The sequence below is a fragment of the Enterobacter sp. DTU_2021_1002640_1_SI_PRY_ASU_LCPMC_013 genome, assembly GCF_032389435.1.
Lineage (GTDB): Bacteria > Pseudomonadota > Gammaproteobacteria > Enterobacterales > Enterobacteriaceae > Enterobacter > Enterobacter hormaechei_C.
This window is the reverse complement of the sequence record NZ_CP135594.1, coordinates 1,406,605-1,430,177: the sequence shown is the minus strand read 5'-3', so window position 1 is coordinate 1,430,177 and position 23,573 is coordinate 1,406,605. Positions and strand designations below refer to the sequence as shown.

General features: G+C 56.8%; 25 protein-coding genes. 16 read left to right on the top strand and 9 right to left on the bottom strand.

Annotation, left to right across the window (positions count from 1 at the left end):
- Nucleotides 1-63 precede the first annotated feature (63 nt).
- From mcbA to ybiJ, 3 genes are all read left to right on the top strand, one after another.
- A complete protein-coding gene (gene mcbA, locus RS584_RS06820; protein WP_003858470.1) occupies nucleotides 64-327 on the top strand; it encodes a DUF1471 family periplasmic protein McbA in 264 nt (87 codons plus the stop codon).
- 123 nt (nucleotides 328-450) lie between these two features.
- Nucleotides 451-717 carry a DksA/TraR family C4-type zinc finger protein gene (locus RS584_RS06815; protein WP_047364645.1) on the top strand — a complete coding sequence of 89 codons (267 nt, stop codon included), beginning with the start codon at nucleotides 451-453 and terminating at the stop codon, nucleotides 715-717.
- Nucleotides 718-1,002: 285 nt separating this feature from the next.
- Entirely contained in the window at nucleotides 1,003-1,263 is a 261-nt protein-coding gene (ybiJ, locus tag RS584_RS06810) for a DUF1471 family protein YbiJ (protein ID WP_003858474.1), read from the top strand.
- A gap of 116 nt (nucleotides 1,264-1,379) precedes the next feature.
- On the opposite strand, the gene ybiB is transcribed toward ybiJ, so the two are convergent.
- Nucleotides 1,380-2,342 carry a DNA-binding protein YbiB gene (gene ybiB / locus RS584_RS06805; RefSeq protein WP_017384921.1) on the bottom strand — a complete coding sequence of 321 codons (963 nt, stop codon included), beginning with the start codon at nucleotides 2,340-2,342 and terminating at the stop codon, nucleotides 1,380-1,382.
- Nucleotides 2,343-2,597: 255 nt separating this feature from the next.
- On the opposite strand from ybiB, the gene RS584_RS06800 reads away from it, so the two are divergent.
- From RS584_RS06800 to RS584_RS06780, 5 genes are all read left to right on the top strand, one after another.
- Nucleotides 2,598-3,134: a fimbrial protein gene (locus RS584_RS06800; RefSeq protein ID WP_165747236.1), complete on the top strand. Its 537-nt coding sequence runs from the start codon at nucleotides 2,598-2,600 to the stop codon at nucleotides 3,132-3,134.
- Between the two features lie 69 nt (nucleotides 3,135-3,203).
- Nucleotides 3,204-3,878 (top strand): molecular chaperone, encoded by a 675-nt coding sequence (locus RS584_RS06795; protein ID WP_315749137.1) that lies wholly within the window; start codon nucleotides 3,204-3,206, stop codon nucleotides 3,876-3,878.
- 26 nt (nucleotides 3,879-3,904) lie between these two features.
- On the top strand, nucleotides 3,905-6,448 hold the full coding sequence (locus RS584_RS06790) for a fimbria/pilus outer membrane usher protein (protein ID WP_315749136.1): 2,544 nt from the start codon (nucleotides 3,905-3,907) through the stop codon (nucleotides 6,446-6,448).
- A gap of 21 nt (nucleotides 6,449-6,469) precedes the next feature.
- Nucleotides 6,470-7,459, top strand: a complete 990-nt coding sequence (locus RS584_RS06785) for a fimbrial protein (protein WP_315749135.1) — start codon at nucleotides 6,470-6,472, stop codon at nucleotides 7,457-7,459.
- A 5-nt stretch (nucleotides 7,460-7,464) separates the two neighbouring features.
- Entirely contained in the window at nucleotides 7,465-7,968 is a 504-nt protein-coding gene (locus tag RS584_RS06780) for a fimbrial protein (RefSeq protein WP_193041685.1), read from the top strand.
- Here the strand turns inward: RS584_RS06780 and dinG are convergent.
- Nucleotides 7,955-10,132 (bottom strand): ATP-dependent DNA helicase DinG, encoded by a 2,178-nt coding sequence (gene dinG, locus RS584_RS06775; protein ID WP_315749134.1) that lies wholly within the window; start codon nucleotides 10,130-10,132, stop codon nucleotides 7,955-7,957. The two genes, RS584_RS06780 and dinG, sit on opposite strands and share 14 nt — an antisense overlap.
- Nucleotides 10,133-10,229: 97 nt before the next feature.
- Nucleotides 10,230-11,612, bottom strand: coding sequence for an ATP-dependent RNA helicase RhlE (rhlE, locus tag RS584_RS06770; RefSeq protein ID WP_017693771.1), 1,383 nt, complete (start codon nucleotides 11,610-11,612; stop codon nucleotides 10,230-10,232).
- Between the two features lie 204 nt (nucleotides 11,613-11,816).
- Between rhlE and cecR the strand changes: the two genes are divergently transcribed.
- Genes cecR through RS584_RS06745 form a run of 5 tightly spaced genes read left to right on the top strand, consistent with a single transcriptional unit; the run spans nucleotide 11,817 to nucleotide 17,505 of the window.
- On the top strand, nucleotides 11,817-12,494 hold the full coding sequence (gene cecR / locus RS584_RS06765; protein ID WP_315749133.1) for a transcriptional regulator CecR: 678 nt from the start codon (nucleotides 11,817-11,819) through the stop codon (nucleotides 12,492-12,494).
- The gene (gene hlyD, locus RS584_RS06760; RefSeq protein ID WP_023296152.1) at nucleotides 12,491-13,486 is read left to right on the top strand and encodes a secretion protein HlyD; all 996 of its coding nucleotides are present in this window, start codon (nucleotides 12,491-12,493) and stop codon (nucleotides 13,484-13,486) included. Before cecR ends, hlyD begins: the two co-directional genes overlap by 4 nt.
- On the top strand, nucleotides 13,479-15,218 hold the full coding sequence (locus tag RS584_RS06755) for an ATP-binding cassette domain-containing protein (protein WP_315749132.1): 1,740 nt from the start codon (nucleotides 13,479-13,481) through the stop codon (nucleotides 15,216-15,218). Before hlyD ends, RS584_RS06755 begins: the two co-directional genes overlap by 8 nt.
- Nucleotides 15,208-16,341 (top strand): ABC transporter permease, encoded by a 1,134-nt coding sequence (locus RS584_RS06750; RefSeq protein ID WP_315749131.1) that lies wholly within the window; start codon nucleotides 15,208-15,210, stop codon nucleotides 16,339-16,341. The genes RS584_RS06755 and RS584_RS06750 overlap by 11 nt, the downstream gene beginning before the upstream one ends.
- A 57-nt stretch (nucleotides 16,342-16,398) precedes the next feature.
- Nucleotides 16,399-17,505 carry an ABC transporter permease gene (locus RS584_RS06745; protein ID WP_315749130.1) on the top strand — a complete coding sequence of 369 codons (1,107 nt, stop codon included), beginning with the start codon at nucleotides 16,399-16,401 and terminating at the stop codon, nucleotides 17,503-17,505.
- Here RS584_RS06745 and RS584_RS06740 read toward each other — a convergent pair.
- Nucleotides 17,467-17,877: a YbhQ family protein gene (locus RS584_RS06740; protein WP_003858499.1), complete on the bottom strand. Its 411-nt coding sequence runs from the start codon at nucleotides 17,875-17,877 to the stop codon at nucleotides 17,467-17,469. The two genes, RS584_RS06745 and RS584_RS06740, sit on opposite strands and share 39 nt — an antisense overlap.
- Before the next feature lie 133 nt (nucleotides 17,878-18,010).
- On the opposite strand from RS584_RS06740, the gene RS584_RS06735 reads away from it, so the two are divergent.
- The 3 genes from RS584_RS06735 to RS584_RS06725 are packed head-to-tail and all read left to right on the top strand — an operon-like array spanning nucleotide 18,011 to nucleotide 20,969.
- Nucleotides 18,011-18,772: an endonuclease/exonuclease/phosphatase family protein gene (locus RS584_RS06735; RefSeq protein ID WP_017384933.1), complete on the top strand. Its 762-nt coding sequence runs from the start codon at nucleotides 18,011-18,013 to the stop codon at nucleotides 18,770-18,772.
- Entirely contained in the window at nucleotides 18,769-20,007 is a 1,239-nt protein-coding gene (clsB, locus tag RS584_RS06730; protein ID WP_015571079.1) for a cardiolipin synthase ClsB, read from the top strand. Before RS584_RS06735 ends, clsB begins: the two co-directional genes overlap by 4 nt.
- Nucleotides 20,007-20,969 (top strand): YbhN family protein, encoded by a 963-nt coding sequence (locus tag RS584_RS06725; RefSeq protein WP_015571080.1) that lies wholly within the window; start codon nucleotides 20,007-20,009, stop codon nucleotides 20,967-20,969. The genes clsB and RS584_RS06725 overlap by 1 nt, the downstream gene beginning before the upstream one ends.
- A 126-nt stretch (nucleotides 20,970-21,095) precedes the next feature.
- On the opposite strand, the gene RS584_RS06720 is transcribed toward RS584_RS06725, so the two are convergent.
- From RS584_RS06720 to moaB, 5 genes are read right to left on the bottom strand one after another with little or no spacing between them, the layout of a single operon-like run.
- Nucleotides 21,096-21,803: a Bax inhibitor-1 family protein gene (locus RS584_RS06720; RefSeq protein WP_015571081.1), complete on the bottom strand. Its 708-nt coding sequence runs from the start codon at nucleotides 21,801-21,803 to the stop codon at nucleotides 21,096-21,098.
- Nucleotides 21,804-21,861: 58 nt separating this feature from the next.
- Entirely contained in the window at nucleotides 21,862-22,314 is a 453-nt protein-coding gene (gene moaE, locus RS584_RS06715; RefSeq protein WP_180250912.1) for a molybdopterin synthase catalytic subunit MoaE, read from the bottom strand.
- 1 nt (nucleotide 22,315) lies between these two features.
- The gene (gene moaD, locus RS584_RS06710) at nucleotides 22,316-22,561 is read right to left on the bottom strand and encodes a molybdopterin synthase sulfur carrier subunit (protein ID WP_003858510.1); all 246 of its coding nucleotides are present in this window, start codon (nucleotides 22,559-22,561) and stop codon (nucleotides 22,316-22,318) included.
- Complete coding sequence (gene moaC / locus RS584_RS06705; protein WP_032670297.1) at nucleotides 22,554-23,039, bottom strand: cyclic pyranopterin monophosphate synthase MoaC; 486 nt, start codon at nucleotides 23,037-23,039, stop codon at nucleotides 22,554-22,556. The genes moaD and moaC overlap by 8 nt, the downstream gene beginning before the upstream one ends.
- A 3-nt stretch (nucleotides 23,040-23,042) precedes the next feature.
- Nucleotides 23,043-23,555 (bottom strand): molybdenum cofactor biosynthesis protein B, encoded by a 513-nt coding sequence (gene moaB, locus RS584_RS06700; protein ID WP_015571084.1) that lies wholly within the window; start codon nucleotides 23,553-23,555, stop codon nucleotides 23,043-23,045.
- Nucleotides 23,556-23,573 lie beyond the last annotated feature (18 nt).

Genomic DNA, 23,573 nt, shown 5'->3' with positions numbered 1-23,573 from the left:
CACACGCGTCAGGCTTCTAAACTTAAGAGGAATCACCTGTTGTTTCCCCCTGAGGATGTGATTATGAAAAAGTATCTGACCTTTATTATTGCGGGTGCGCTGGCAGGCGCATCGTTCTCAGCCTGGTCCGTTCAACCTCTGACCGACAGCAACGACACCAGCCAGCTACGTGCGGCCGGGACGGTCTCTGTCAGCCGGGCAAGCAACCTTGATGACCTTCAGGACAAGCTGGCCGAAAAAGCGCGTCAGGAAGGGGCTAAAGGCTTCGTGGTGAACGCCGCCGGTGGCGATAACCATATGTACGGCACCGCGACCATCTATAAATAACGCCCTCTTTTCCCACACTGCATCTGCAAGGCAGATGCAGTTCTCATTTCCTTCCTTCGCCTTGACTGTGCGTTTTTTAACCCCATATTAAGATGAATGGCTTAAACAGATCAGGAGAACATGATGGCTTCCGGCTGGGCGAATGACGACGCCGTTAACGAACAGATCAACAGTACCATTGAAGATGCGGTCGCGCGTGCTCGCGGTGAAATTCCGCGCGGCGAAAGTTTGACGGAATGCGAAGAGTGCGGGGATCCGATTCCTGAAGCACGGCGTAAAGCCATTCCTGGCGTACGGCTATGCATTGCCTGTCAGCAGGAGAAAGATTCAAAAAATGCGTCACATTCAGGATATAATCGTAGAGGATCGAAAGACAGCCAGTTACGTTGACTTTCCTTTACCGAAGTTAACCGCGCCAGCAGTTTACTTTACGCTCACGACTTTTAGCGAAACGCGTAGCAAAACGTGCCCTTCCGATGGCTTCTGTAAAGCGCATTCACAAGAAGTGTCAATTGCGCTTCTGAATTTATTAATAATCAATAAGTTATTTGTCATTCAATTTTTTTGAGCAACCACGTCAATTCTCTTCGATTTTATCTTCCACTAAAAACCGTGATACTTATCACATCGACGGAACATCGTCCCTTTAACAGAATAACCTGCGAGAATTGACCTATGAAAACCATCAAATATGCTGTTGCTGCTGTTGCCCTGTCCGCTCTGTCTTTCGGCGCTTTCGCCGTGGAGCCTGTCTCCTCTACTCAGGCACAGGATCTGAACAAAATCGGGGTGGTGAGTGCTGAAGGCGCGACCACGCTGGACGGTCTGGAAGCCAAACTGGCGGAAAAAGCGGCCGCTGCCGGCGCAAGTGGATACACCATCACCTCCACTAACGGTAATAACAAACTGAGCGGTACTGCGGTTATCTACAAGTAATCGAACGAATTATGCTCCACCCTCACCCTACCCTCTGGTGAGATGCTCCAACCCTCATTGACCCTGTTGTTGTTACCCTTGTTTGCCCGTCCGCCACTGGACGGGCTTTTTTTTGCTTAAAACGACTGCGCCACGCGCTGCAACCCGGCGTCCACGGACGCGACTTCCCCTGCCGCCAGCAGACAGCAGGCCATTTGCAGCTTGATAGACTGCGGAACCGGCACCTTTCCGGCCAGACACTGTACGATCCAGTGCGCGGTGACTTGCGGATCTTTCGACTCAGGCAGGATCACATCACTGTTCTCTTCCCCACGTTCGAGCACGACCCGCGTCCCGGCAGGCTCAATCAGCATCAGTTGTGGACAACGCTGCGGGTTGGCGTAAACCTCCCCTTCAGTCCCGTGCATCAGCAGCGCTCGCCCGCCGATTTCGGCAAAGAATTGTCCGACCCGCGTCACGTACTCCGGATGGGAGACGCTGGAAAGACGCAGCGCGGCGTCTTCGGCAAACGGCGTCGCCAGCTTCGCCAGGGTGTGGGCGCTGTTACGTACCCCCATGCGCCAGCGCATGTCCAGCTGCTTTTCCAGCGGCGGGCAGAGCGCGCGCACGGGAATATAGACCGGCTGGTTCCCCTCCAGCTTTGCCTGCGCCTGGCCAGCATGGAGAGTGGGTTCGATGCCTAATAATTCCAGAATGGTTTCTGTCAGCACGCGCGTCGGATCTTCGCTCACGCCATGCACCACCACCGGGAAACCGAGTTTCTGCAACAGAATAGCCAGCAGCGGCGTGAGGTTTGCCTGCTTACGCGCGCCATTGTAGGTCGGGATCACAATCGGCATCGGCTTCGTGACGGGCGGGGTTAAACGCATCGTCTGCGACTGCATGGCCTCATAAAAACCGCGCATCTCCGCCTCACCTTCCCCTTTGATACGCAGCGCAATCAGAATGCCGCCCATTTCCAGATCCGGCACGTCGCCATTCAGCATATGCGTGTACAACGCACGGGCCGTTTCCTGGTCCAGATCGCGAGCATGGTTTTTCCCACGCCCTACCTCTTTGATAATTTTGCGGTAATCCACGACATTTCTCCTGACAGCATCATCTTGTTAACAATATAGCCCGATGAACACGCACCCGATAGTGTTTTGTGATCATTATCAACCTGCTGTTTTCAGGTAAAAAAATAAACTCAAGCACTATTTGCATTATTTGTGATTGGAACAAAAGATTCGTACCTGCCCTTTTTTTGATTAAATAAACATCGGAAAGTTATTAAGGGTCAACGGTAAAAACGTCCAGGCAACGTTTTTACCAGAAACACATCGGGATTTACTATGAACAAGGTTGCATTAGGGTTGTTTATCGCCGCAACGGTGGGATGTTCTGCATCCGCATTTGCGGCAACCAACGGTGAAGGGCAGATTAATTTCACCGGAGAAATTATCGATTCTGCTTGCCAGGTCGTGAATGGATTAAGTAATCCATTAGATGTTCAGTTAGGAAAAGTATCTAAAACGGTATTTACCGGCGCAGGCTCTACCAGCACACTCACGAAGTTTGATATTAAGTTAACCAATTGTCCGGAAACCGTAACCTCGGCTGCGATTAACTTCGGTGGTACCCCGGATGCGGATAATAATGCCACGCTGGCATTAACGCCCGATACCGATGCGGCTACTGGTGTGGCTATTCAGCTAATGGATGCTTCCGGGCAGCCTGTCACCCTGTATACCCCTTCGAAGCAATATCCTTTAGCCTCCGGTACGGAGGTTAACGACCTGGAGTTCGGTGCACGTTATATTCAAACTCAGGCCGCCATTACCGCAGGCCCTGCCAACTCCGTATCGACCTTCACCGTTATTTATAACTGATCTTATCAATCCTGAGATATTAATGCTCTTGCGGGCATTAATATCTCTTCTATTTATTGAGAAATTTTTATGCGCCACGGTTATTTACTGAGCACTCTTTTACTGGTAGCGGCCTCGGCACAGGCGGGTGTCGTGATCAATGGCACCCGTCTGGTCTATCAGGGCGATAAAAAGGAATCATCTCTTGGTCTTTCAAATCCAGATACCACAGATTATCTGGTGCAGTCCTGGGTCGATTCCGGCGGTAAAAACCTGGCCAAAGCCCCGTTCCTGATCACCCCGCCGCTTTTCCGACTGGATGCGAAAGAGGATAACGTCCTGCGCGTGGTGCGTACGGGAGGAAATTTACCGCAAGACAGGGAATCTCTGTACTGGCTGAATATTAAAGCGATCCCTTCCTCAAAGCATGTTGAGGGTGTAAATACGCTGCAAATTGCCATTAACACCCGAATTAAATTGCTCTATCGCCCGTCAGCGGTAAAAGGCAAACCAGAAGATATGGCCGATAAACTTGAATGGCATCGCGAAGGGAATGATTTAGTGGTGAACAATCCCACGCCTTTCTATATGAATTTTCAGGCCGTCACCCTGAATGGTCAGAAAATCACGAAAGCCACCTGGGCTGTGCCAAAAACTGAAACGCATTTTGCTTTACCTGGCAATGTCGGAGGCTCGACCGTCGCGTATTCCATTATTACTGATTACGGCAGCATCAGCCAGACATGGTCTAAACACGTTCATTAATAATATTGCCCGGTAATAAAATCATCATGTACCGCCATAAAAAGCCGTTCACCTGCCGATTTTCGTCATTGCTGATGACTTTTTGTTGCCTGGCAATGGCGATCTTTGCGCAGCAGGTTTTGGCTGATGATTATTTTAACCCAGCCCTGCTGGACATTGATAACCCACAGCAGGAAAAGACCGATCTGTCTGTCTATGAAAAAGGTCCCGGTCAGGCGCCAGGTAAATATCAGGTCGCGGTATTTATCAATAACAATAAAATTGATACCCGTGACGTGACCTTTAACATAGTTAAAGATCCGCAGGGCACCAGCACGCTTCAGCCCTGTTTTACACTGGACGAATTAAAGAGCCTCGGGATCAAAACGCAAAAATATCCGCAGCTGAGGGCAGAAGGTCAGTGCGCCGATCTACACGCCATCCCTTCGGCATCCGCGACCTTTCGCGTGCGCAATCAGCAGCTGCTGCTGAGCATTCCGCAAAAGGCGCTCGGACAGGTGCCACGCGGTTACATCGACCCGAAAGAGTTTGACGAAGGGATCAACGCGGGCCTGCTTAATTACAGCGTCAACGCCAGCCAGAGCCATGCGCGCCAGCAGGGTGAAGAGGATAGCAGCAGCCAGTACGTTAACCTGCGTCCCGGCTTCAACCTCGGGGCATGGCGCGTTCGTAACTACTCCACCTGGAATCGCAGCACCACGGGCCACGAGGAGGAACAGAAATTCACCTCCGTTTATACCTATGCGCAACGCGACATTGTGGCAATGAAAAGTGACGTGACGGTGGGGCAAAGCACCTCACCTTCCGACGTTTTTGACAGCGTCCCCTACACCGGCGTGGAGCTGAAATCCGACAGCGACATGCTGCCGGACAGTGAAAAAGGCTATGCCCCTATTATTCGCGGCACCGCCCACAGCAACGCGCTGGTGATGGTCCGCCAGAACGGGTACGTGATTTATCAGAACACGGTCGCGCCGGGCGCATTCGAAATTAACGACCTCTACCCCACCGGCAGCAGCGGTGACCTCCAGGTTACGGTGAAAGAAACAGACGGCAGCGAGAGCCATTTCGTGGTGCCGTTTGCCTCCGTGCCGGTATTGCAGCGTGAAAAAAACCTGCGCTACAGCGTAACCGCCGGGCGTTATCGCTCTTATGACAAAGACGTTGAAAAGACCCCGTTTGCCCAGGGAAGCGCCATCTACGGTTTACCTCACGGCTTCACGGCCTACGGCGGCGTGCAGCAGAGCAGCCACTATCAGTCCCAGGCGCTCGGCGCCGGGAAAAACATGGGCGATATGGGGGCGTTCTCCATTGACGTGACGCGCGCCAGAGCCCTGCTGAATAAACAGCAGTCCAGCAAGGGCCAGTCGTGGCGCGTACGCTACAGCAAAGATTTCGCCGGTTCAGGCACCAACTTTTCGCTTGCGGGCTATCGCTATAACAGCAAGGGGTTTTACACCCTGGACGACACTATGGAGTCGTATACCCGCGCCGACGACTGGTCTGCTCCCCAGCAGCGCCGCGCCCGTACAGAAGCCACCATTGACCAGACGCTGCCAGAAGGTTGGGGGTCGGTGACGCTGAGCATGGTGAAGGAAACTTACTGGAGCCAGAGCCAGAACATGACCTCCCTGAGCGTCAGCTACAACAACAGCTGGCACGGCGTGAGCTACAGCCTCAGCTACAGCTTGAACAAAAACACCCACGACAGCGATGAAGACGGTAATGAGGTAACAAACGACAACCAGTTCTCGCTGAGCGTTTCGGTTCCGCTGGATCGCTGGATGCATAATACCTGGGCCACGTACAACCTGAACAACACCAAAGACGGCACCACGCAGAACATCGGTCTTAACGGTACGGCGCTGAAAGAAGACAACCTGAACTGGAATATCCAGGAAGGGCTGAGCAGCACCGGCAGCGGTAACTCCACCAGCATCAACGCCGATTACAAAGCGACCTACGGCGAAGTGAGCGCAGGCGTCAGTCAGGATAAGTATCAGCAGACCCTGAACGTTGGTTTGCAGGGCGGCGCGGTTGCCCATGCTAACGGGATAACCCTGAGCCAGCCACTCGGTGAAACCATCGCACTGGTGAAGGCGCCAGGTACGCACGGCACCCATATCATCAACCAGACAGGCGTGGAGACTGACTTCCGCGGCTATACCGTCGTGCCGTTCGTGACCGCGTATCGCCATAACACCATCGCACTGGATACCGAAACGCTGCCGGAGGATGCCGATGTCACCCACGCGGCGCAAATTGTGACGCCAACCCGCGGGGCCGTGGTGCGCGCCAGCTTTACTACCCGCGTGGGTAATCGGGTCCTGATGACGCTTACACAAAATGGTAAACCGCTGCCCTTCGGCGCAACGGTCACCACCGGGGATAAGGACAGCGAATTTATTGTCGGAAATGACGGCCAGACTTACCTCTCGGGTCTGCCACAGCAAGGGCATCTCAACGTTTCCTGGGGACAGGAGGCGAGCGAGCACTGCGTCGCTGACTATGCGCTAACGGATGAGAAAGAGAAAACCAGCATCATTAACGCTGCCGCGCAGTGTCATTGATTACCGTTCAGGCTAACGATTATGCAAATGATTAAACAGTGCTTTTTATTACTGGTTTTGGGAACCGCCGCGTTATTTATGCCGCATGCGAAGGCGACCTGCACCACGCCGGATCTGCCCAAAATGATTAACGTGGCCTCCATCTCTGTCCCGACGACGCTGGCCGTTGGCGCAACTATCCCGGGTACAGAGCAAAGCGTTCATGTTGCCGGGCACTGCGATCAGGGTATCGACAGCGGTCTGGAAATTGTTTCCTGCTACTACGGCACCGGAGCGGAAATTCCTGGGCTCAGGGGCGTTTATGATTCCGGCGTACCGGGGATTGGGGTCGCACTAATGAACGATCAGGGTCAGCGAATCAGTGGAGCAGGCGGAGTACAGTGCGATTCACGCGGAACGCCTGTTGCCTATGTTTCTACCGATGGCACACAGTCGTTTAACTTTGACGTCACGCTTGAACTGGTGAAAACAAGCGACGCCGTGACATCCGGCACGCTGGTCCAGTCTCAGACCGAATTCGGCATTGGCGTTTTTGGCCATGAAGGGATCGGCAGCCCTAACCATATTGCGTATGCAGGTAACGTCATTTTGCATCAGGTCACCTGCTCTGTTTCGCCAAAAAATCTCACCGTTAATTTGGGCGATTTTCCCGTTAGTGATTTTATGAGCGTGGGTTTTTTATCCAGCCCCGCTCAGACGTTTAATATCACCGTTAACTGTGACACAACCGTTCAGCCTGAGCTAAAAATCACCAGTGCTAACGGGTACGAAACGGCATTTGAGGGAGTGATCAAACTGACGAAGCAGACGGGCATGGCAACGGGCGTCGGGGTAAGAATGCTGTTTGATGACCATATCGCGACCTTTGACACCTACGTCAACACCCAAAGCCAGGCCGTTGCCAATGAAACGCTGGATATCCCCTTTCAGGTTCGCTACGAGCAGACCAGCGATGTGGTGACGCCCGGCCCCGCCAACACCGTAGCAACCATCACTCTCGCCTATAAGTAACCGACATGAAAAAGACAATCGCGTTTCTGGCGGTGGGCTTACTGGCCCAGGCCCAGGCAGACGACATTCAGATCCAGATGACGGGAAATATTTACGCCAATACCTGCGTCATTGACAGCGCCAGCCGCAACCTGACGGTGGACTTAGGCCAGGCGGTATCGGGCAGTTTTAAAGACGTGGGGGATACCGGCGAGTGGAAAGACTTTTCCCTGTCAGTATCGCACTGCCCAGCCACGCTAGCACTTGCCACGGCCTTTTTCTATGGCCAGGCAGACAGCGTGCATCCGACCAAATTTGCCAATATCGGTAGCGCAAAGGGACTGGCGCTGGAGCTGGCAGACCGACAGGACAAAATATTGATTGCCCCGCAGGCCGCCTTTAACGCCGCCATCAATCCGAGCGACCACACGGCAACCTTTCCTCTGTCCGCACGTTACTACGCCACCTCAATGCCCGTCACTGCCGGCACGTTCAGCAGCGTGATTCAGGTGACATTCACTTACCAGTAGGACCGCGCCTCTTTGCACGGATGCTTTTTGTACGCCCGGCAGAGGGTTTTGCCGGGCGTTTTTTTACCTCCGGCACTTCTGGCTGCTCAATCGGGAAGATCGGCAGCGCATTCAGCAGCCGCTGGCCGTAGTTTTTGGTGAGCAGACGTTTGTCATAAATCACCACCTCGCCCCAGCAGGCGTGGCTACGGATCAAGCGCCCGACCTGCTGGATCAAGTTAAACGACGCCGCAGGCAGGCTTTGCACTTCAAACGGATAACGGTTAAGGCTTTTCAGCCATTCGCCTTCGGTGATCACCACCGGGCTGTCGATGGGCGGAAAAGCGATTTTATGGATATGCACCTGCGTCAGGTAGTCGCCTTTTAAATCCAGCCCTTCCGCAAAGGACTGTAACCCCACCAGCACGCTGCGCTCGCCGTTATCAATGCGTTTACGGTGGGTTTCCACCAGCCGATAGCGCGGCTGATCGCCCTGCACCAGCAGGAGTAAGCGCAGGTCGGTGACGTGCTCCAGGAAGCGTTGCATCGCGCGGCCGCTGGCAAACAGCACCAGCATGCCGGGGTATTTTTTACTCTCAACCTGCTCGCGGAAGTAGGCCGCCATTTCCGCAATATGCTGCTCTTCGTTATCGATAAGCGGCTCATAGTTCATGCGCGGGATCACCAGCTTGCCCTGCTCACAGTGGTTGAACGGCGAGTCAAGGGCCACAAAACGGTCCCCCGCTTTCTCTTTCAGGCCGCTCATTTCCTGCAACCTTGAGAAGCTGTTCAGGGAACGCAGGGTCGCCGACGTCACTACCACGTGCGGCACGCTGCGCCAGATCAGCTTTTCCAGCTGATCGGCCACGCGGATGCCCACGCAGTGGAAGAACAGATGTACCTGCCCGTCTCGCACTTCGCGGGTGGCCCACTTTGTCACTGGCGCCCCGGATGCCTGCGCCATCGAGGCCAGCCGCCAGAGTTTGCTCTGCGCCTCAAACATGCCCAGCGCACGGTTCATTTGCAGCAGAATGCGGTGCAAACGCACCACGTCATGGGTACCGGTCTTCTCGCTGAGATCGTTCAGGAACATCTCCGCCAGCCCGCGCAGCTTTTCAAGGTGCTTCGCCAGCTGCTGGCAAATCTCCATCACTTCCTGCGGCAACTCCCCCATCGCAAAGCGGTGTTCCGCTTCCTGGGTGGCGGGAAGATACAGGTTAAGGATGTTATTCAGCGAGGAGATGAGGCCGTACACCTCTTCACAGTGCTCGCTCAACCGCTCCGGGATCGCCAGCGGCGGCGTGGTTTTCGGGCGGAACTGCTCCATGCAGGTTGCCACCAGCTTGCAGAACAGATCGAGTTGCAGGCGAAACCACGGGGCGGTAATTTCCGCACTCATCTCCAGCGCATCCCGCGCCACGTCGGGCAGATGATGACCTTCATCGAGCACCAGCAGCAGGTTTTTGGGCTCCGGCAGGACCGCTTCACTCTCCAGGGCAGCCATAACCAGCGCATGGTTGGCGACAACCACCTCCGCTTCCTGAATCTCACGCCGGGCGACAAAGAACGGGCACTCGCGGTAGTAGTGACAGTTGCGGTTCAGGCAGCTCGCTTTATCGGTGCTGAGCCTGCGCCACAGGTCGTCGCCGATCGCCTGGCTGGTGTGATCCCGCAGGCCGTCCCACCTGTAGCCGTCGAGATCGGCCTTTAGCTTTGCGCACTGCTCCTGCTCCGCCTTGTTGTTTGGCGTCAGCTCGTCATCAAGAAACGCGAGCAGATCCTGCTGGGAGGGTTCACTGCTGGCCAGCGCCGCCAGATTGCGCGGGCAGACGTAGCGCCCGCGACCAAAGGCGGCGGTGAACCGTAAATCGGGGATAATTTTGCGCAGCAGCGGCAAATCTTTGCTGAAGATCTGATCCTGCAAGGCCACGTTAGCGGTACTGACCACCAGCGTTTTGTCTTCTTCCCGCGCGATGGCAATGCCGGGAATGAGATACGACAGGGTTTTCCCGACGCCGGTCGGGGCTTCAATCGCCAGATGTCGTCCGTCGTCCCCGGCGAGCGTTTTGGCCACGTCGGCAATCATCTGCCGCTGCGGGGCTCGGGGGATAAAGTCGGGGATCTGCTGTTGTAGCGCCTTATACCATGCGCCAATTTGCGCCTTGAGCGCAGCGGTTAAAGCCATCGGAAAACCTGAAATACTGTATAAACAGCCACTATTGTGGCACTTTCTCTCCGCTGCCGCAAAAAGAAAAGCCCGGCTTTACGACCGGGCTTCCAGATTACTGCGGGTTAGCAGGTTTACGCGGGCGGCGTCGGCGCTGCCCCTCGCCTGCCGGTTTCCCTTCGCCGCTACGCCACGGGTTTTCACCGGCTGGTTTGCTGTCGTTATTACGACGCGGCGGTTTGCCCGAAGATTTCGGCGCGCCACCTTCGGCACGACGCGGCTGCTGACCGCGACCACCGCCGCCCTGACCGCGACCGCCGCCCTGACGACCGTTCTGAATTGGCTCAGCTTTGATCGACGGGTCCACTTCATAACCCGGGGTCTCAATGCGCGGGATCTCTTTCTTCAGCAGGCGTTCGATGTCGCGCAGCAGCTTGTGTTCATCCACGCAGACCAGAGAGAGCGCTTCCCCGGTTGCCGCCGCACGGCCGGTACGGCCGATACGGTGCACGTAGTCTTCCGGCACGTTTGGCAGCTCATAGTTCACCACGTGCGGCAGCTCTTCAATGTCCAGGCCACGGGCGGCGATGTCGGTTGCCACCAGCACACGTATGTCGCCGGATTTAAAATCAGCCAGCGCGCGGGTACGCGCACCCTGACTCTTGTTGCCGTGGATCGCCGCGCTGCGAATACCGTCTTTATTCAGCTGTTCCGCCAGGTGGTTAGCGCCGTGCTTGGTGCGGGTAAAGACCAGTACCTGCTGCCAGTTGCCCTGGCCGATCATCTGGGAGAGCAGTTCCCGCTTGCGCTTCTTATCCACAAAGTGCACGTGCTGCGTCACCTGCTCGGAGGCGGTATTGCGGCGCGCGACTTCCACTTCCAGCGGGTTATGCAGCAGCTTTTCCGCCAGTGCCTTGATCTCGTCGGAGAAGGTTGCCGAGAAGAGCAGGTTCTGACGACGCGTCGGCAGCTTCGCCAGCACGCGGCGAATATCGTGGATGAAGCCCATATCCAGCATACGGTCGGCTTCGTCCAGCACCAGAATTTCGATGTTATCGAGCTTCACCGCGTTCTGGTGTTCCAGATCCAGCAGACGCCCCGGCGTTGCCACCAGCACGTCCACGCCGCCGCGCAGCTTCATCATCTGCGGGTTAATGCTTACCCCGCCGAAAACCACCAGCGAACGAATGTTGAGGTAGCGGCTGTATTCACGCACGTTCTCGCCAATCTGGGCCGCCAGTTCGCGGGTTGGGGTGAGGATCAGCGCACGCACCGGACGACGGCCTTTGGCGTGCGGCTGGTTTTTTACCAACAGCTCCAGCAGCGGCAGGGTAAAGCCTGCGGTCTTACCGGTACCGGTCTGCGCGCTTGCCATCAGGTCACGGCCCTGCAAAACGGCCGGAATGGCCTGCTGCTGGATAGGGGTTGGCTCAACGTAGCCCTGCTCTGCGATGGCGCGCAGAATTTCCGGGTTCAGACCAAGGGAATCAAAAGACATAAAAACTCCGAACCGCCCCGACCATCACAGGTGTAGTTTTCAGGGAGATATAACGAATAGAAGGACAAAAACCACAATGTCGCGAAGGAGCGGAGTGTAGCAGCTTTTGTGACGTGGCGCATAAAATATCCCCGGCGATGACTCGACGTTTGCGCAAATCAGGCATAATCTTAATCAATCGATTGATTAATTTTTAATGCTGCTATGAATACAACCCCAACGACAACCAAAGGCGAACAGGCGAAAAGTCAGCTTATCGCCGCCGCGCTGGCGCAGTTTGGCGAGTATGGTCTGCATGCCACCACGCGGGATATCGCCGCTCAGGCCGGGCAGAATATTGCGGCCATCACCTACTATTTTGGCTCAAAAGAGGATTTATACCTCGCCTGCGCCCAGTGGATCGCGGATTTTATCGGCACCAGCTTTCGCCCACACGTGGAAGAAGCCACCGCGCTGTTCAGCCAGCCAGAGCCTGACCGGGCTGCCATCCGCCAGCTGATCCTTAACGCCTGTCACAACATGATCCGCCTGCTGACGCACGACGATACGCTGAACCTGAGCAAATTTATCTCCCGCGAGCAGCTCTCCCCCACTACCGCGTACCAGCTGGTGCACGATCAGGTGATCGCCCCGATGCACAGCCATCTGACCCGGCTGATCGCCGCCTATACCGGACGGGACGCCAGCGATACCGACACCATTTTGCATACCCACGCCCTGCTGGGCGAAGTGCTCGCCTTCCGTCTGGGGCGTGAGACCATCCTGTTACGTACGGGCTGGACACAATTCGATGAGGATAAAGCCGCGCAAATTAGCCAGGTCATTACCCGTCACGTTGATCTGATCCTGCAAGGCTTAACGCAAAGGAGCCAGAAGTCATGAAAAAACCTGTCGCCATCATTCTGGTGGTTGTTGTGTTACTTGCTGCGGGAATCGGTGGCTGGCTGTGGTATCAGAGCCAGCAGGATCGTGGCCTGACGCTGTACGGCAACGTGGATATCCGCACCGTGAACATGAGCTTCCGCGTCGGCGGACGGCTGGCCTCGCTGAACGTTGACGAAGGCGATGCCATCAAAGCCGGGCAGACGCTGGGAATGCTGGACAAAGCCCCGTTTGAGAACGCGCTGATGCAGGCAAAAGCAGGCGTCTCCGTCGCACAGGCGCAATACGACCTGATGCTGGCGGGCTACCGTGACGAAGAGATCTCCCAGGCGGCCGCTGCCGTTAAGCAGGCAAAAGCCGCCTATGACTATGCGCAGAATTTCTATAACCGTCAGCAAGGCTTATGGAAAAGCCGTACTATTTCCGCCAACGACCTGGAAAACGCGCGCTCATCCCGCGACCAGGCACAGGCGACGCTGAAATCTGCCCAGGATAAGTTAAGCCAGTACCGCACCGGTAACCGTGCGCAGGACATTGCCCAGGCGAAGGCCAGCCTTGAGCAGGCGCAGGCGCAGTTAGCCCAGGCGGAGCTGGATCTGCACGACACCACGTTAGTCGCCCCGTCTGACGGCACGTTGATGACCCGCGCCGTGGAGCCGGGCAGCATGCTCAGCGCGGGCAGCACCGTGTTAACGCTCTCCTTAACCCGTCCGGTGTGGGTGCGCGCTTACATTGATGAGCCAAATCTTGGCCAGATGCAGCCGGGCCGCGAACTGCTGCTCTATACCGACGGTCGCCCGGACAAGCCGTATCACGGCAAAGTGGGCTTCGTCTCCCCTACCGCCGAGTTCACGCCAAAAACCGTTGAAACCCCGGACCTGCGTACCGACCTGGTGTATCGCCTGCGCATCATCGTCACCGATGCGGACGACGCGCTGCGTCAGGGCATGCCTGTTACCGTGACCTTAAACGACGGGGAACGACATGAATGATGCGGTTATCCAGCTCAACAATCTGGTCAAACGCTTCCCGGGAATGGCTAAACCGGCGGTCGCGCCGCTGAATTGTACGATTCAGAAAGGCTATGTGACCGGGCTGGTGGGGCCGGACGGCGCGGGTAAAACCACGCTGATGCGGATGCTGGCGGGATTGCTGAAGCCGGATGAAGGCAGTGCCAGCGTGCTTGGCCTCGATCCGATCAAAGACGACGCGGCGCTCCACGGCATGCTCGGCTATATGCCGCAGAAGTTTGGTCTGTACGAAGATCTGACGGTAATGGAAAACCTCAACCTGTATGCCGATCTGCGCAGCGTTACCGGCGAAACCCGGCAGAAAACCTTCCAGCGTCTGCTGGCGTTTACCTCCCTCGGCCCGTTCACCGACCGGCTGGCGGGCAAACTTTCCGGCGGGATGAAGCAGAAGCTGGGGCTGGCCTGCACGCTGGTGGGCGAACCGAAGGTGCTATTGCTGGATGAACCCGGCGTGGGCGTGGACCCGATTTCCCGCCGCGAGCTGTGGCAGATGGTGCACGAGCTGGCGGGTGACGGCATGCTGATCCTCTGGAGTACCTCTTACCTTGATGAAGCAGAGCAGTGCCGCGACGTGCTGCTGATGAATGAAGGCGAACTGCTCTATCAGGGCGAACCCACCGAGCTGACGCAAACCATGGCCGGGCGCAGTTTTCTGCTGCACAGCGCGCAGGAGTCCAACCGCAAGCTGCTGCAACGGGTACTGAAGCTGCCGCAGGTGAGCGACGGGATGATTCAGGGCCGTTCGGTGCGCGTGATCCTCAAAAAAGAGACTACCGCCGACGATATCCGCCGTGCGCAGGGTATGCCTGAGATCGACATGACAGAGACCGCGCCGCGCTTTGAAGATGCGTTTATCGATCTGCTGGGCGGGGCGGGAACCTCAGAATCACCGCTTGGCGCCATCCTGCACACGGTGGAAGGCACGGCGGGCGAAACGGTCATTGAAGCAAAATCGCTCACCAAAAAATTCGGCGATTTCGCCGCCACCGATAACGTCAATTTTGCCGTGAAGCGCGGCGAGATATTTGGCCTGCTCGGGCCGAACGGCGCGGGGAAATCCACCACCTTTAAAATGATGTGCGGCCTGCTGGTACCGACCTCCGGCAAAGCGCTGGTGCTGAACATGGATCTCAAAGTCAGCTCCGGCAAGGCGCGCCAGCACCTGGGCTATATGGCGCAGAAGTTTTCGCTCTACGGCAACCTGACGGTGGAGCAAAATCTGCGCTTTTTCTCCGGCGTCTACGGCCTGCGGGGACGGGCACAGAATGAGAAGATCGGCCGCATGTGCGACGCCTTCGGCCTGACCGATATCGCCTCATACGCTACCGACGCGCTGCCACTTGGCTTCAAACAGCGGCTGGCGCTGGCCTGCTCACTGATGCACGAGCCGGATATCCTGTTTCTTGATGAACCTACGTCAGGCGTGGATCCCCTCACCCGCCGCGAATTCTGGTTGCATATCAATAGCATGGTGGAAAAAGGCGTGACCGTGATGGTCACCACCCACTTTATGGACGAGGCAGAGTATTGCGACCGCATCGGGCTGGTCTATCGCGGCAAGCTGATTGCCCACGGCACCCCGGATGACCTGAAAGCGCAGGCCGCCGACGACGCGCAGCCAGACCCGACCATGGAGCAGGCGTTTATTACCCTCATCCACGACTGGGATAAGGAGAATACTCATGCGCAGTAACGTCCTTTCCTGGCGCCGGGTGCGCGCCCTGTGCGTCAAAGAGACGCGGCAGATTGTGCGTGACCCCAGCAGCTGGCTGATTGCGGTGGTGATCCCCCTGCTGCTGCTGTTTATTTTCGGCTACGGGATTAACCTCGACTCCAGCAAGCTGCGGGTCGGGATTTTGCTGGAGCAGCAGAGCGAAGAGGCGCTGGACTTCACTCACGCCATGACCGGTTCGCCCTACATTGACGCCACCATCAGCGACAACCGGCAGGAATTGATCCAGAAAATGCAGGCCGGGAAAATTCGCGGTCTGATCGTCATTCCGGTCGATTTCGCCGCCAATATGGCGCGCGCTGAAACCGATGCGCCGATTCAGGTGATCACCGACGGCAGCGAGCCGAACACCGCGAACTTCGTGCAGGGCTACGCGGAGGGGATCTGGCAGCTCTGGCAGATGCAGCGCGCCGAAGACCGGGGGGAGAAGTTTGAACCGCTGATTGACGTGCAGACGCGCTACTGGTTTAACCCCGCCGCCATCAGCCAGCACTTTATTATTCCGGGCGCGGTGACCATCATCATGACGGTAATCGGCGCGATTTTGACCTCGCTGGTGATCGCCCGCGAGTGGGAGCGCGGCACCATGGAGGCGCTGCTCTCGACCGAAGTGACGCGCGTCGAGCTGCTGCTCTGCAAGCTGATCCCCTACTACTTCCTCGGCATGCTGGCGATGCTGCTGTGTATGCTGGTCTCGGTATTTATTCTTGGCGTGCCGTACCGCGGCTCGCTGGTGCTGCTGTTCTTTATTACCAGCCTGTTTTTGCTCAGCACGCTGGGGATGGGACTGTTAATTTCCACCATCACCCGCAACCAGTTTAACGCCGCGCAGGTGGCGCTTAATGCCGCCTTCCTGCCGTCGATTATGCTCTCCGGCTTTATCTTCCAGATAGACAGTATGCCGGCGGTGATCCGCGCCGTGACGTACATCATTCCGGCGCGCTACTTTGTGAGCACCCTGCAAAGCCTGTTCCTGGCAGGAAATATTCCGGTGGTGCTGATTATCAACACCCTGTTTTTGCTGGCGTCGGCGGTGATGTTTATCGGGCTGACGTGGATGAAAACGAAAAGAAGATTAGATTAGCCATCGGATTTTGTAGGTCGGGTAAGCGCAAGCGCCACCCGACAGGAGGACGACGCGATGTTTCACCGTTTATGGACATTGATCCGCAAAGAGCTGCAATCCTTGCTGCGCGAGCCGCAGACCCGTGCCATTCTGGTGCTGCCGGTGCTGCTTCAGGTTGTACTGTTTCCGTTTGCCGCCACGCTGGAGGTCACCAACGCCACCATCGCCGTTTACAACGAAGACAACGGCAAGCATTCCGTCGAGTTGACGCAGCGTTTCGCCCGCGCCAAAGCCTTTACCCATGTCCTGCTTCTGGAAAGCCCGCAGGCGATCCAGCCCACCATCGACACGCAGAAAGCATTATTGCTGGTGCGCTTCCCGGCGGACTTCTCCCGCAACCTGGACACATTCCAGACCGCGCCGATGCAGCTGATCCTCGACGGACGTAACTCCAACAGCGCCCAGATTGCGGCGAACTATTTGCAACAGGTGGTGAAGGATTACCAGCAGGAGCTGATGGCGGGCAAACCCAAACCCAACAACAGCGAGCTGGTGGTGCGCAACTGGTACAACCCGAACCTGGACTACAAATGGTTTGTGGTGCCGTCGCTGATCGCCATGATCACCACCATTGGCGTGATGATTGTCACCTCGCTGTCCGTGGCGCGCGAACGTGAGCAAGGTACGCTGGATCAGCTGCTGGTCTCACCGCTCGCCACCTGGCAGATATTTGTCGGCAAGGCGGTGCCGGCACTGATTGTCGCGACGTTCCAGGCCACCATCGTGCTGGGGGTGGGAATATGGGCGTACCAGATCCCGTTTGCCGGATCGCTGGCGCTGTTTTACTTCACGATGGTAATTTACGGCCTGTCGCTGGTGGGGTTTGGGCTGCTGATTTCCGCGCTCTGCTCAACGCAGCAGCAGGCGTTTATCGGGGTGTTTGTCTTTATGATGCCGGCGATCTTGCTTTCAGGGTACGTTTCGCCAGTGGAGAACATGCCGGTGTGGTTACAGGATTTGACGTGGATAAACCCGATTCGTCACTTCACGGATATCACCAAGCAAATCTATCTGAAGGATGCGAGTCTGGATATTGTGTGGGGAAGTTTGTGGCCGCTACTGGTCATCGCGGCCACAACGGGCTCAGTGGCCTATGCGATGTTTAGACGAAACATCGCGTAGTTTTTTCTCTTTGGTGAGCAATGACACCACCGCAGGCCCTGCGAGGATAGCCAGACCCGCCAGGGCCAGCAGCAGGTTGTTTTGCAGCACGCGTGACAACAGCCACAGGACGATCATTGCCGCACCAAAATACCAGGTGGTGGTGAGCTCTTCGAGCACATCACCCACTTCACGCCAGCGCGCGTCGTGGTGACGCTGTAGAAACAGCATCGACAGCACGGTCACGCCGTAAACCACGCATAACCCTAAGCCGACACGCACCAGCGTGCCGCTCATCCAGCCCATCACCAGTACGGCCACGACCAGTAAATGCAACATTATCTGCCAGCAACTCAAACCGGTTGCGACACGAACGCGTTGTTGCCACTTCATGGCTTCTCTCCTGAAGGATTTTTCTCTGCTAATTCAGACTACCGCACTTTACGGAAAATTCCGTAACGCCGCATCTTTTTGTGACGCCTACTACACTTTATTTTCATCGGGATAGTCACCCAGGAAGGTGTTTATGAGCAAAAAAACGCAGCATTTCTCGCTTAAGGTGCTGACGATAAACATTCATAAGGGCTTCACAGCATTTAACCGCCGCTTCATTTTACCGGAGCTGCGCGACGCAGTACGCACCGTCAGCGCGGATATTGTCTGCCTCCAGGAGGTCATGGGCGCGCACGAAGTGCACCCTATGCATTTCGAAAACTGGCCCGACACGCCCCACTACGAGTTTCTGGCGGATACCATGTGGAGCGATTACGCCTACGGGCGCAATGCGGTCTACCCGGAGGGGCATCACGGTAACGCGGTGCTGTCGCGTTTTCCTATCGAGCATTATGAGAACCGCGACGTCTCCGTTGGCGAGAGCGAAAAACGCGGGCTGTTATACTGTCGTATCACCCCCCCGGCGCTCGATTTTCCCATTCATGTGGGCTGTGTTCATCTTGGCCTACGTGAAGCCCACCGTCAGGCCCAGCTACAGATGCTGGCAGACTGGACCAATGCGCTGCCGGAGGGCGAGCCCGTAGTGGTGGCCGGTGATTTCAACGACTGGCGACAGCGGGCCAACCATCCGCTGAAGGTGAAGGCGGGGCTGGAGGAGATCTTTACCCGCTCACGCGGTCGTCCCGCGCGGACGTTTCCGGTGCGCTTCCCCCTGCTGCGCCTTGACCGCATCTACGTAAAAAATGCCCACGCCAGCAGCCCGACGGCGCTGGCTTTACTCAACTGGCGACATCTCTCCGACCATGCCCCACTCAGCGCGGAGATCCACTTATGAAATGCACATGGCAGGAAGGTAACCGTATTACGCTGCTGGAAAATGGCGATAACTTTTATCCGGCGGTTTTTGAGGCGATTAGCCACGCACAGCAGAAAGTCTTTCTCGAAACGTTTATCTGGTTTGAAGACGACGTGGGCAGGCAGTTGCACAGCGCACTGCTGCATGCCGCCCGTCGCGGTGTAAAAATCGAGGTTCTGCTCGACGGATATGGTTCGCCGGATCTCAGCGACGAATTTGTTAACGAGCTCACCGCCGCAGGGGTGGTGTTCCGCTATTACGATCCCGGCCCGCGTCTGTTCGGCATGCGCACCAACCTGTTCCGTCGAATGCACCGCAAAATTGTGGTGGTGGATGAAACGGTGGCCTTCGTTGGCGGCATTAACTACTCCGCCGAGCATATGTCGGATTACGGTCCCGAAGCTAAACAGGACTACGCGATCCGTATCGAAGGACCGGTGGTTCAGGACATCCAGCTGTTCGTGCTGGAAAACTTACCCGGCAAAGAGGCCGCTCGCCGCTGGTGGCGACGCCGTCATCGCCCGGAAGAGAACCGCAAGCCCGGCGAGGCGCAGGCGCTGTTCGTCTGGCGGGATAACGAGGAGCACCGGGACGATATCGAGCGTCATTACCTGAAGATGCTGGCGAACGCGAAGCGCGAGGTGATTATCGCCAACGCCTATTTCTTCCCCGGTTACCGGATTTTGCACGCCATGCGCAACGCGGCCCGACGCGGCGTGAGCGTGAAGCTCATCGTGCAGGGTGAGCCTGATATGCCGATTGTGAAGGTCGGCGCGCGTCTGCTCTATCGCTATCTGGTCAAAAGCGGCGTGCAGATCTATGAATATCGCCGCCGCCCGCTGCACGGTAAAGTCGCCGTGATGGATGACCACTGGGCGACCGTCGGCTCCAGCAACCTTGATCCGCTGAGCTTATCGCTCAATCTGGAAGCGAACCTGATCATCCACGATCGCCAGTTTAATCAGACCCTGCGCGATAACCTTCAGGGTCTTATCAATAAAGACTGCGTGCGTGTGGATGAGTCCATGGTGCCGAAACGGAGCTGGTGGAACGTGGGCATCGGCGTGGTGGTGTTCCACTTCCTGCGCCACTTCCCGGCCATGGTGGGCTGGCTGCCCGCGCATACGCCGAAACTGGCGCTGGTGGATCCGCCTGTGCAACCCGAAATGGAAACCCAGGACCGCGTAGAGGCGGAAGATGGAGGGAAAACCTGATGTCGAAATCTCATCCTCGCTGGCGGCTGGCGAAAAAAATCCTGACCTGGCTGTTCTTCATTGCCGTCGCGGTCCTGCTGGTGGTGTATGCCCAGAAGGTGGACTGGGAAGAGGTGTGGAAAGTTATTCGCAACTACAACCGGACAGTCCTGCTGGGGGCCGTTGGGCTGGTGATTGTGAGCTACCTGATGTACGGCTGCTATGACCTGCTGGGACGTGCCTACTGCGGACATAAGCTTGCCAAACGGCAGGTTATGCTGGTGTCATTCATCTGCTACGCCTTTAACCTGACGCTGAGCACCTGGGTGGGCGGGATTGGTATGCGCTATCGCCTGTACTCCCGCCTTGGCTTACCGGGCGGCACCATCACGCGTATTTTCTCCTTAAGCATCACCACCAACTGGCTGGGGTATATCCTGCTGGGCGGGGTGATTTTCACCATCGGCGTGGTGCAGCTGCCTGCGCACTGGTACATCGATGAGGCTACCCTGCGCATCCTGGGCATCGTACTGCTGCTGATCATCGCCGCCTACCTGTGGGCCTGCGCCTTTGCCAAACGTCGTCACATGACCATTAAAGGCCAGAAGCTGGTGCTGCCGTCATGGAAGTTTGCCGTCCTGCAAATGGTGGTTTCCAGCGCCAACTGGATGGCGATGGGGGCCATTATCTGGCTGTTGATTGGCGAAGATGTGAACTACTTCTTCGTGCTGGGCGTGCTGCTGGTAAGCAGTATTGCCGGGGTGATTGTGCATATTCCGGCGGGTATTGGCGTACTGGAGGCGGTGTTTATCGCGCTGCTTGCGGGGGAGCATGTGTCTCACGGGACGATTATCGCCGCCCTGCTCGCGTACCGCATGATCTACTACTTCCTCCCGCTGGCGCTGGCAACGGTCTGTTATCTGGTGCTGGAGAGTCGGGCGAAGAAGCTGCGCGCGAAGAACGAGAGGATGTTGGCGAAGTGAGTTGTGTCGGGTAGCGCTGCGGTCTGATGCCCTCACCCCGGCCCTCTCCCACGGGGAGAGGGAGAAAAGCCCGCACCGTGCAATCCCCTCTCCCTGAGGGAGAGGGTTAGGGTGAGGGGGAAATAACTAGCGACGGTTGCCGAAGATACGCAGCAGCATCAGGAACAGGTTGATGAAGTCCAGATAAAGCGTCAGCGCGCCCAGAATCGAGTATTTGCGCAGGTTTGAACTGTCGCGAACATCAATTTGTTCACCGATGTTTTTCAGCTTCTGGGTGTCGTAAGCGGTTAAGCCCACGAAGATCACCACCCCGATATAGGTCACCGCCCACATCAGCGCGTCACTCTTCAGCCACAGGTTCACCAGCGACGCCAGCACAATCCCAATCAGCCCCATAAACAGCATGTTGCCGAAGCCGCTCAGGTCACGTTTGGTGGTGTACCCGTACAGGCTCATCACACCGAACATCCCGCCGGTCACCACAAACGTGCTGGCGATGGAAGAGTAGGTGTAAACGATGAAAATACTGGAAAGCGTCAGCCCGGTCAGCGCCGAATAGAGCATAAACAGCGTGGTCGCCATACCCGCGCTGAGCTTGTGCACCAGCCCGGAGAGCACGAACACCAGCGCCAGTTGCGCAATAATCAGCCCAAAGAAGGTGATTTTGCTTGAGAAGATAAACATCATCAGTTCAGGCGTGTTTGCCGCATACCACGCGATAAACGCGGTAAGCAGCAGGCCAACCGTCATCCAGCCATACACCTGAGCCATGTAGGTTTGCAGCCCGCTACGGGTCTGCTGAACTATCGAATCGGAACGCGGAAATCGGTCCATGATTCACTCCTGATTAAGTAAACACACACGTTAAGAGTAACACATCCGCGTAAACCAACTACCAACGGCTGGCGGCATGCTTATCGCTGTCGCGTGATTCCACCCAGCGCTCACCTTCCGGCGTCGCTTCACGCTTCCAGAACGGCGCTTTGGTTTTAAGGTAATCCATGATGAACTCCCCCGCCGCAAAAGCACTCCCGCGATGGGCGCTGGTGACGCCGACAAACACAATCTCTTCGCCGGGCCACATTTCGCCGATGCGATGGATAACCGTAACGCGCCCCAGCGGCCAGCGGTCTCGCGCCTCTTCGACAATGGCCGCCAGCGATTTTTCGGTCATTCCCGGATAGTGCTCCAGCGTCAGCGCTTTTACGCTGTCGCCGAGATTATGATTACGCACTTTCCCGGTAAACGTCACGACCGCGCCGTCTTCGTCGCGCCCGGCCAGCCAGTCATATTCCGTGCCCACGTTAAAACGCTCATGGCCGACCAGGATTCGGGTTTCCGTCATCTTAACCCCCTGTGACCGGCGGGAAGAAGGCCACTTCGTCCCCATCGGCCAGCGGGTGGGTCAACTCCACCAGCGTCTGGTTCACGGCGGCCAGCAGTTTGCCTTCGTCCAGCGCCAGCGCCCAGCGGTCGCCTTGCGCCGCCAGATGCGCACGCAGGGCGGCGACATTTTCGAAAGAGCCGTCCAGCGTCAGACTGTCGGTATTGACCAGCTCACGGACCTGGGCAAAAAAGAGCACCTTAATCATGGCTTTCCACCTTAAAATCACCGGATTTGCCGCCGCTTTTTGCCAGCAGACGCACCGGGCCAATCACCATATCTTTCTGCACCGCTTTACACATGTCGTAGATGGTCAGCGCCGCCACGGAGGCCGCCGTCAACGCCTCCATCTCCACGCCGGTTTTCCCGGTTAAGCGGCACAGGGACTCGATACGCACGCGGTTATGCTCCGGCTGCGCCTGCAAATTTACCTCCACTTTGCTGAGCATCAGCGGATGGCAGAGCGGGATGAGGTCCCAGGTACGTTTAGCGGCCTGAATACCGGCGATGCGGGCGGTGGCAAACACATCACCCTTGTGATGACTACCGTCGATAATCATCGCCAGCGTCTCCGGCAGCATGGAGACGAACGCTTCAGCACGCGCCTCGCGCACCGTTTCGGTTTTGGCGGAGACATCCACCATATGCGCTTCGCCAGCGGCGTTAATGTGGGTCAGTTGTGACATAGCTTATTTCTTTAAATGGGGATGGAAATTACACGGACGGGTACGGGCATCCAGCTGCGGGGCAATAATGTTTTCCCACGCGGTGCGGCAGGCTTTGGTCGACCCCGGCATGGCGAAGATCAGCGTCTTATTCGCCACCCCCGCGACGGCACGGGACTGAAGCGTAGAGGTGCCAATCTCTTCAAAGGAGAGCATGCGGAACACTTCGCCGAAGCCTTCCACTTCGCGATCGAACAGCGGGAGCAGCGCTTCCGGTGCCTGGTCGCCTGCGGTAAAGCCGGTGCCGCCAGTGATCAGCACAACCTGGACGTCATCACCCGCAATCCACTGTGAGACCTGAGCGCGAATGGCGTAACGGTTTTCTTTGACGATCGCTTTATCAACAATCTGGTGTCCGGCTTCATGTGCCGCCTCGCGCAGCCAGTGGCCGGAGGTATCATCCTCTTCACCACGACGTTCGGAAACGGTAAGAATAGCAATGCGTGTCGGGATAAATTCCGCGCTTACCTGACTCATCTTCTGGTTCCTTCTAAA

What these genes read in the sequence shown, in the direction of transcription:
- mcbA (WP_003858470.1), top strand. Translation starts at nt 64, where the DNA reads ATGAAAAAGTATCTGACCTTTATTATTGCGGGTGCGCTGGCAGGCGCA.
- RS584_RS06815 (WP_047364645.1), top strand. Translation starts at nt 451, where the DNA reads ATGGCTTCCGGCTGGGCGAATGACGACGCCGTTAACGAACAGATCAAC.
- ybiJ (WP_003858474.1), top strand. Translation starts at nt 1,003, where the DNA reads ATGAAAACCATCAAATATGCTGTTGCTGCTGTTGCCCTGTCCGCTCTG.
- RS584_RS06800 (WP_165747236.1), top strand. Translation starts at nt 2,598, where the DNA reads ATGAACAAGGTTGCATTAGGGTTGTTTATCGCCGCAACGGTGGGATGT.
- RS584_RS06795 (WP_315749137.1), top strand. Translation starts at nt 3,204, where the DNA reads ATGCGCCACGGTTATTTACTGAGCACTCTTTTACTGGTAGCGGCCTCG.
- RS584_RS06790 (WP_315749136.1), top strand. Translation starts at nt 3,905, where the DNA reads ATGTACCGCCATAAAAAGCCGTTCACCTGCCGATTTTCGTCATTGCTG.
- RS584_RS06785 (WP_315749135.1), top strand. Translation starts at nt 6,470, where the DNA reads ATGCAAATGATTAAACAGTGCTTTTTATTACTGGTTTTGGGAACCGCC.
- RS584_RS06780 (WP_193041685.1), top strand. Translation starts at nt 7,465, where the DNA reads ATGAAAAAGACAATCGCGTTTCTGGCGGTGGGCTTACTGGCCCAGGCC.
- dinG (WP_315749134.1), bottom strand. Translation starts at nt 10,132, where the DNA reads ATGGCTTTAACCGCTGCGCTCAAGGCGCAAATTGGCGCATGGTATAAG.
- rhlE (WP_017693771.1), bottom strand. Translation starts at nt 11,612, where the DNA reads ATGTCTTTTGATTCCCTTGGTCTGAACCCGGAAATTCTGCGCGCCATC.
- cecR (WP_315749133.1), top strand. Translation starts at nt 11,817, where the DNA reads ATGAATACAACCCCAACGACAACCAAAGGCGAACAGGCGAAAAGTCAG.
- hlyD (WP_023296152.1), top strand. Translation starts at nt 12,491, where the DNA reads ATGAAAAAACCTGTCGCCATCATTCTGGTGGTTGTTGTGTTACTTGCT.
- RS584_RS06755 (WP_315749132.1), top strand. Translation starts at nt 13,479, where the DNA reads ATGAATGATGCGGTTATCCAGCTCAACAATCTGGTCAAACGCTTCCCG.
- RS584_RS06750 (WP_315749131.1), top strand. Translation starts at nt 15,208, where the DNA reads ATGCGCAGTAACGTCCTTTCCTGGCGCCGGGTGCGCGCCCTGTGCGTC.
- RS584_RS06745 (WP_315749130.1), top strand. Translation starts at nt 16,399, where the DNA reads ATGTTTCACCGTTTATGGACATTGATCCGCAAAGAGCTGCAATCCTTG.
- RS584_RS06740 (WP_003858499.1), bottom strand. Translation starts at nt 17,877, where the DNA reads ATGAAGTGGCAACAACGCGTTCGTGTCGCAACCGGTTTGAGTTGCTGG.
- RS584_RS06735 (WP_017384933.1), top strand. Translation starts at nt 18,011, where the DNA reads ATGAGCAAAAAAACGCAGCATTTCTCGCTTAAGGTGCTGACGATAAAC.
- clsB (WP_015571079.1), top strand. Translation starts at nt 18,769, where the DNA reads ATGAAATGCACATGGCAGGAAGGTAACCGTATTACGCTGCTGGAAAAT.
- RS584_RS06725 (WP_015571080.1), top strand. Translation starts at nt 20,007, where the DNA reads ATGTCGAAATCTCATCCTCGCTGGCGGCTGGCGAAAAAAATCCTGACC.
- RS584_RS06720 (WP_015571081.1), bottom strand. Translation starts at nt 21,803, where the DNA reads ATGGACCGATTTCCGCGTTCCGATTCGATAGTTCAGCAGACCCGTAGC.
- moaE (WP_180250912.1), bottom strand. Translation starts at nt 22,314, where the DNA reads ATGACGGAAACCCGAATCCTGGTCGGCCATGAGCGTTTTAACGTGGGC.
- moaD (WP_003858510.1), bottom strand. Translation starts at nt 22,561, where the DNA reads ATGATTAAGGTGCTCTTTTTTGCCCAGGTCCGTGAGCTGGTCAATACC.
- moaC (WP_032670297.1), bottom strand. Translation starts at nt 23,039, where the DNA reads ATGTCACAACTGACCCACATTAACGCCGCTGGCGAAGCGCATATGGTG.
- moaB (WP_015571084.1), bottom strand. Translation starts at nt 23,555, where the DNA reads ATGAGTCAGGTAAGCGCGGAATTTATCCCGACACGCATTGCTATTCTT.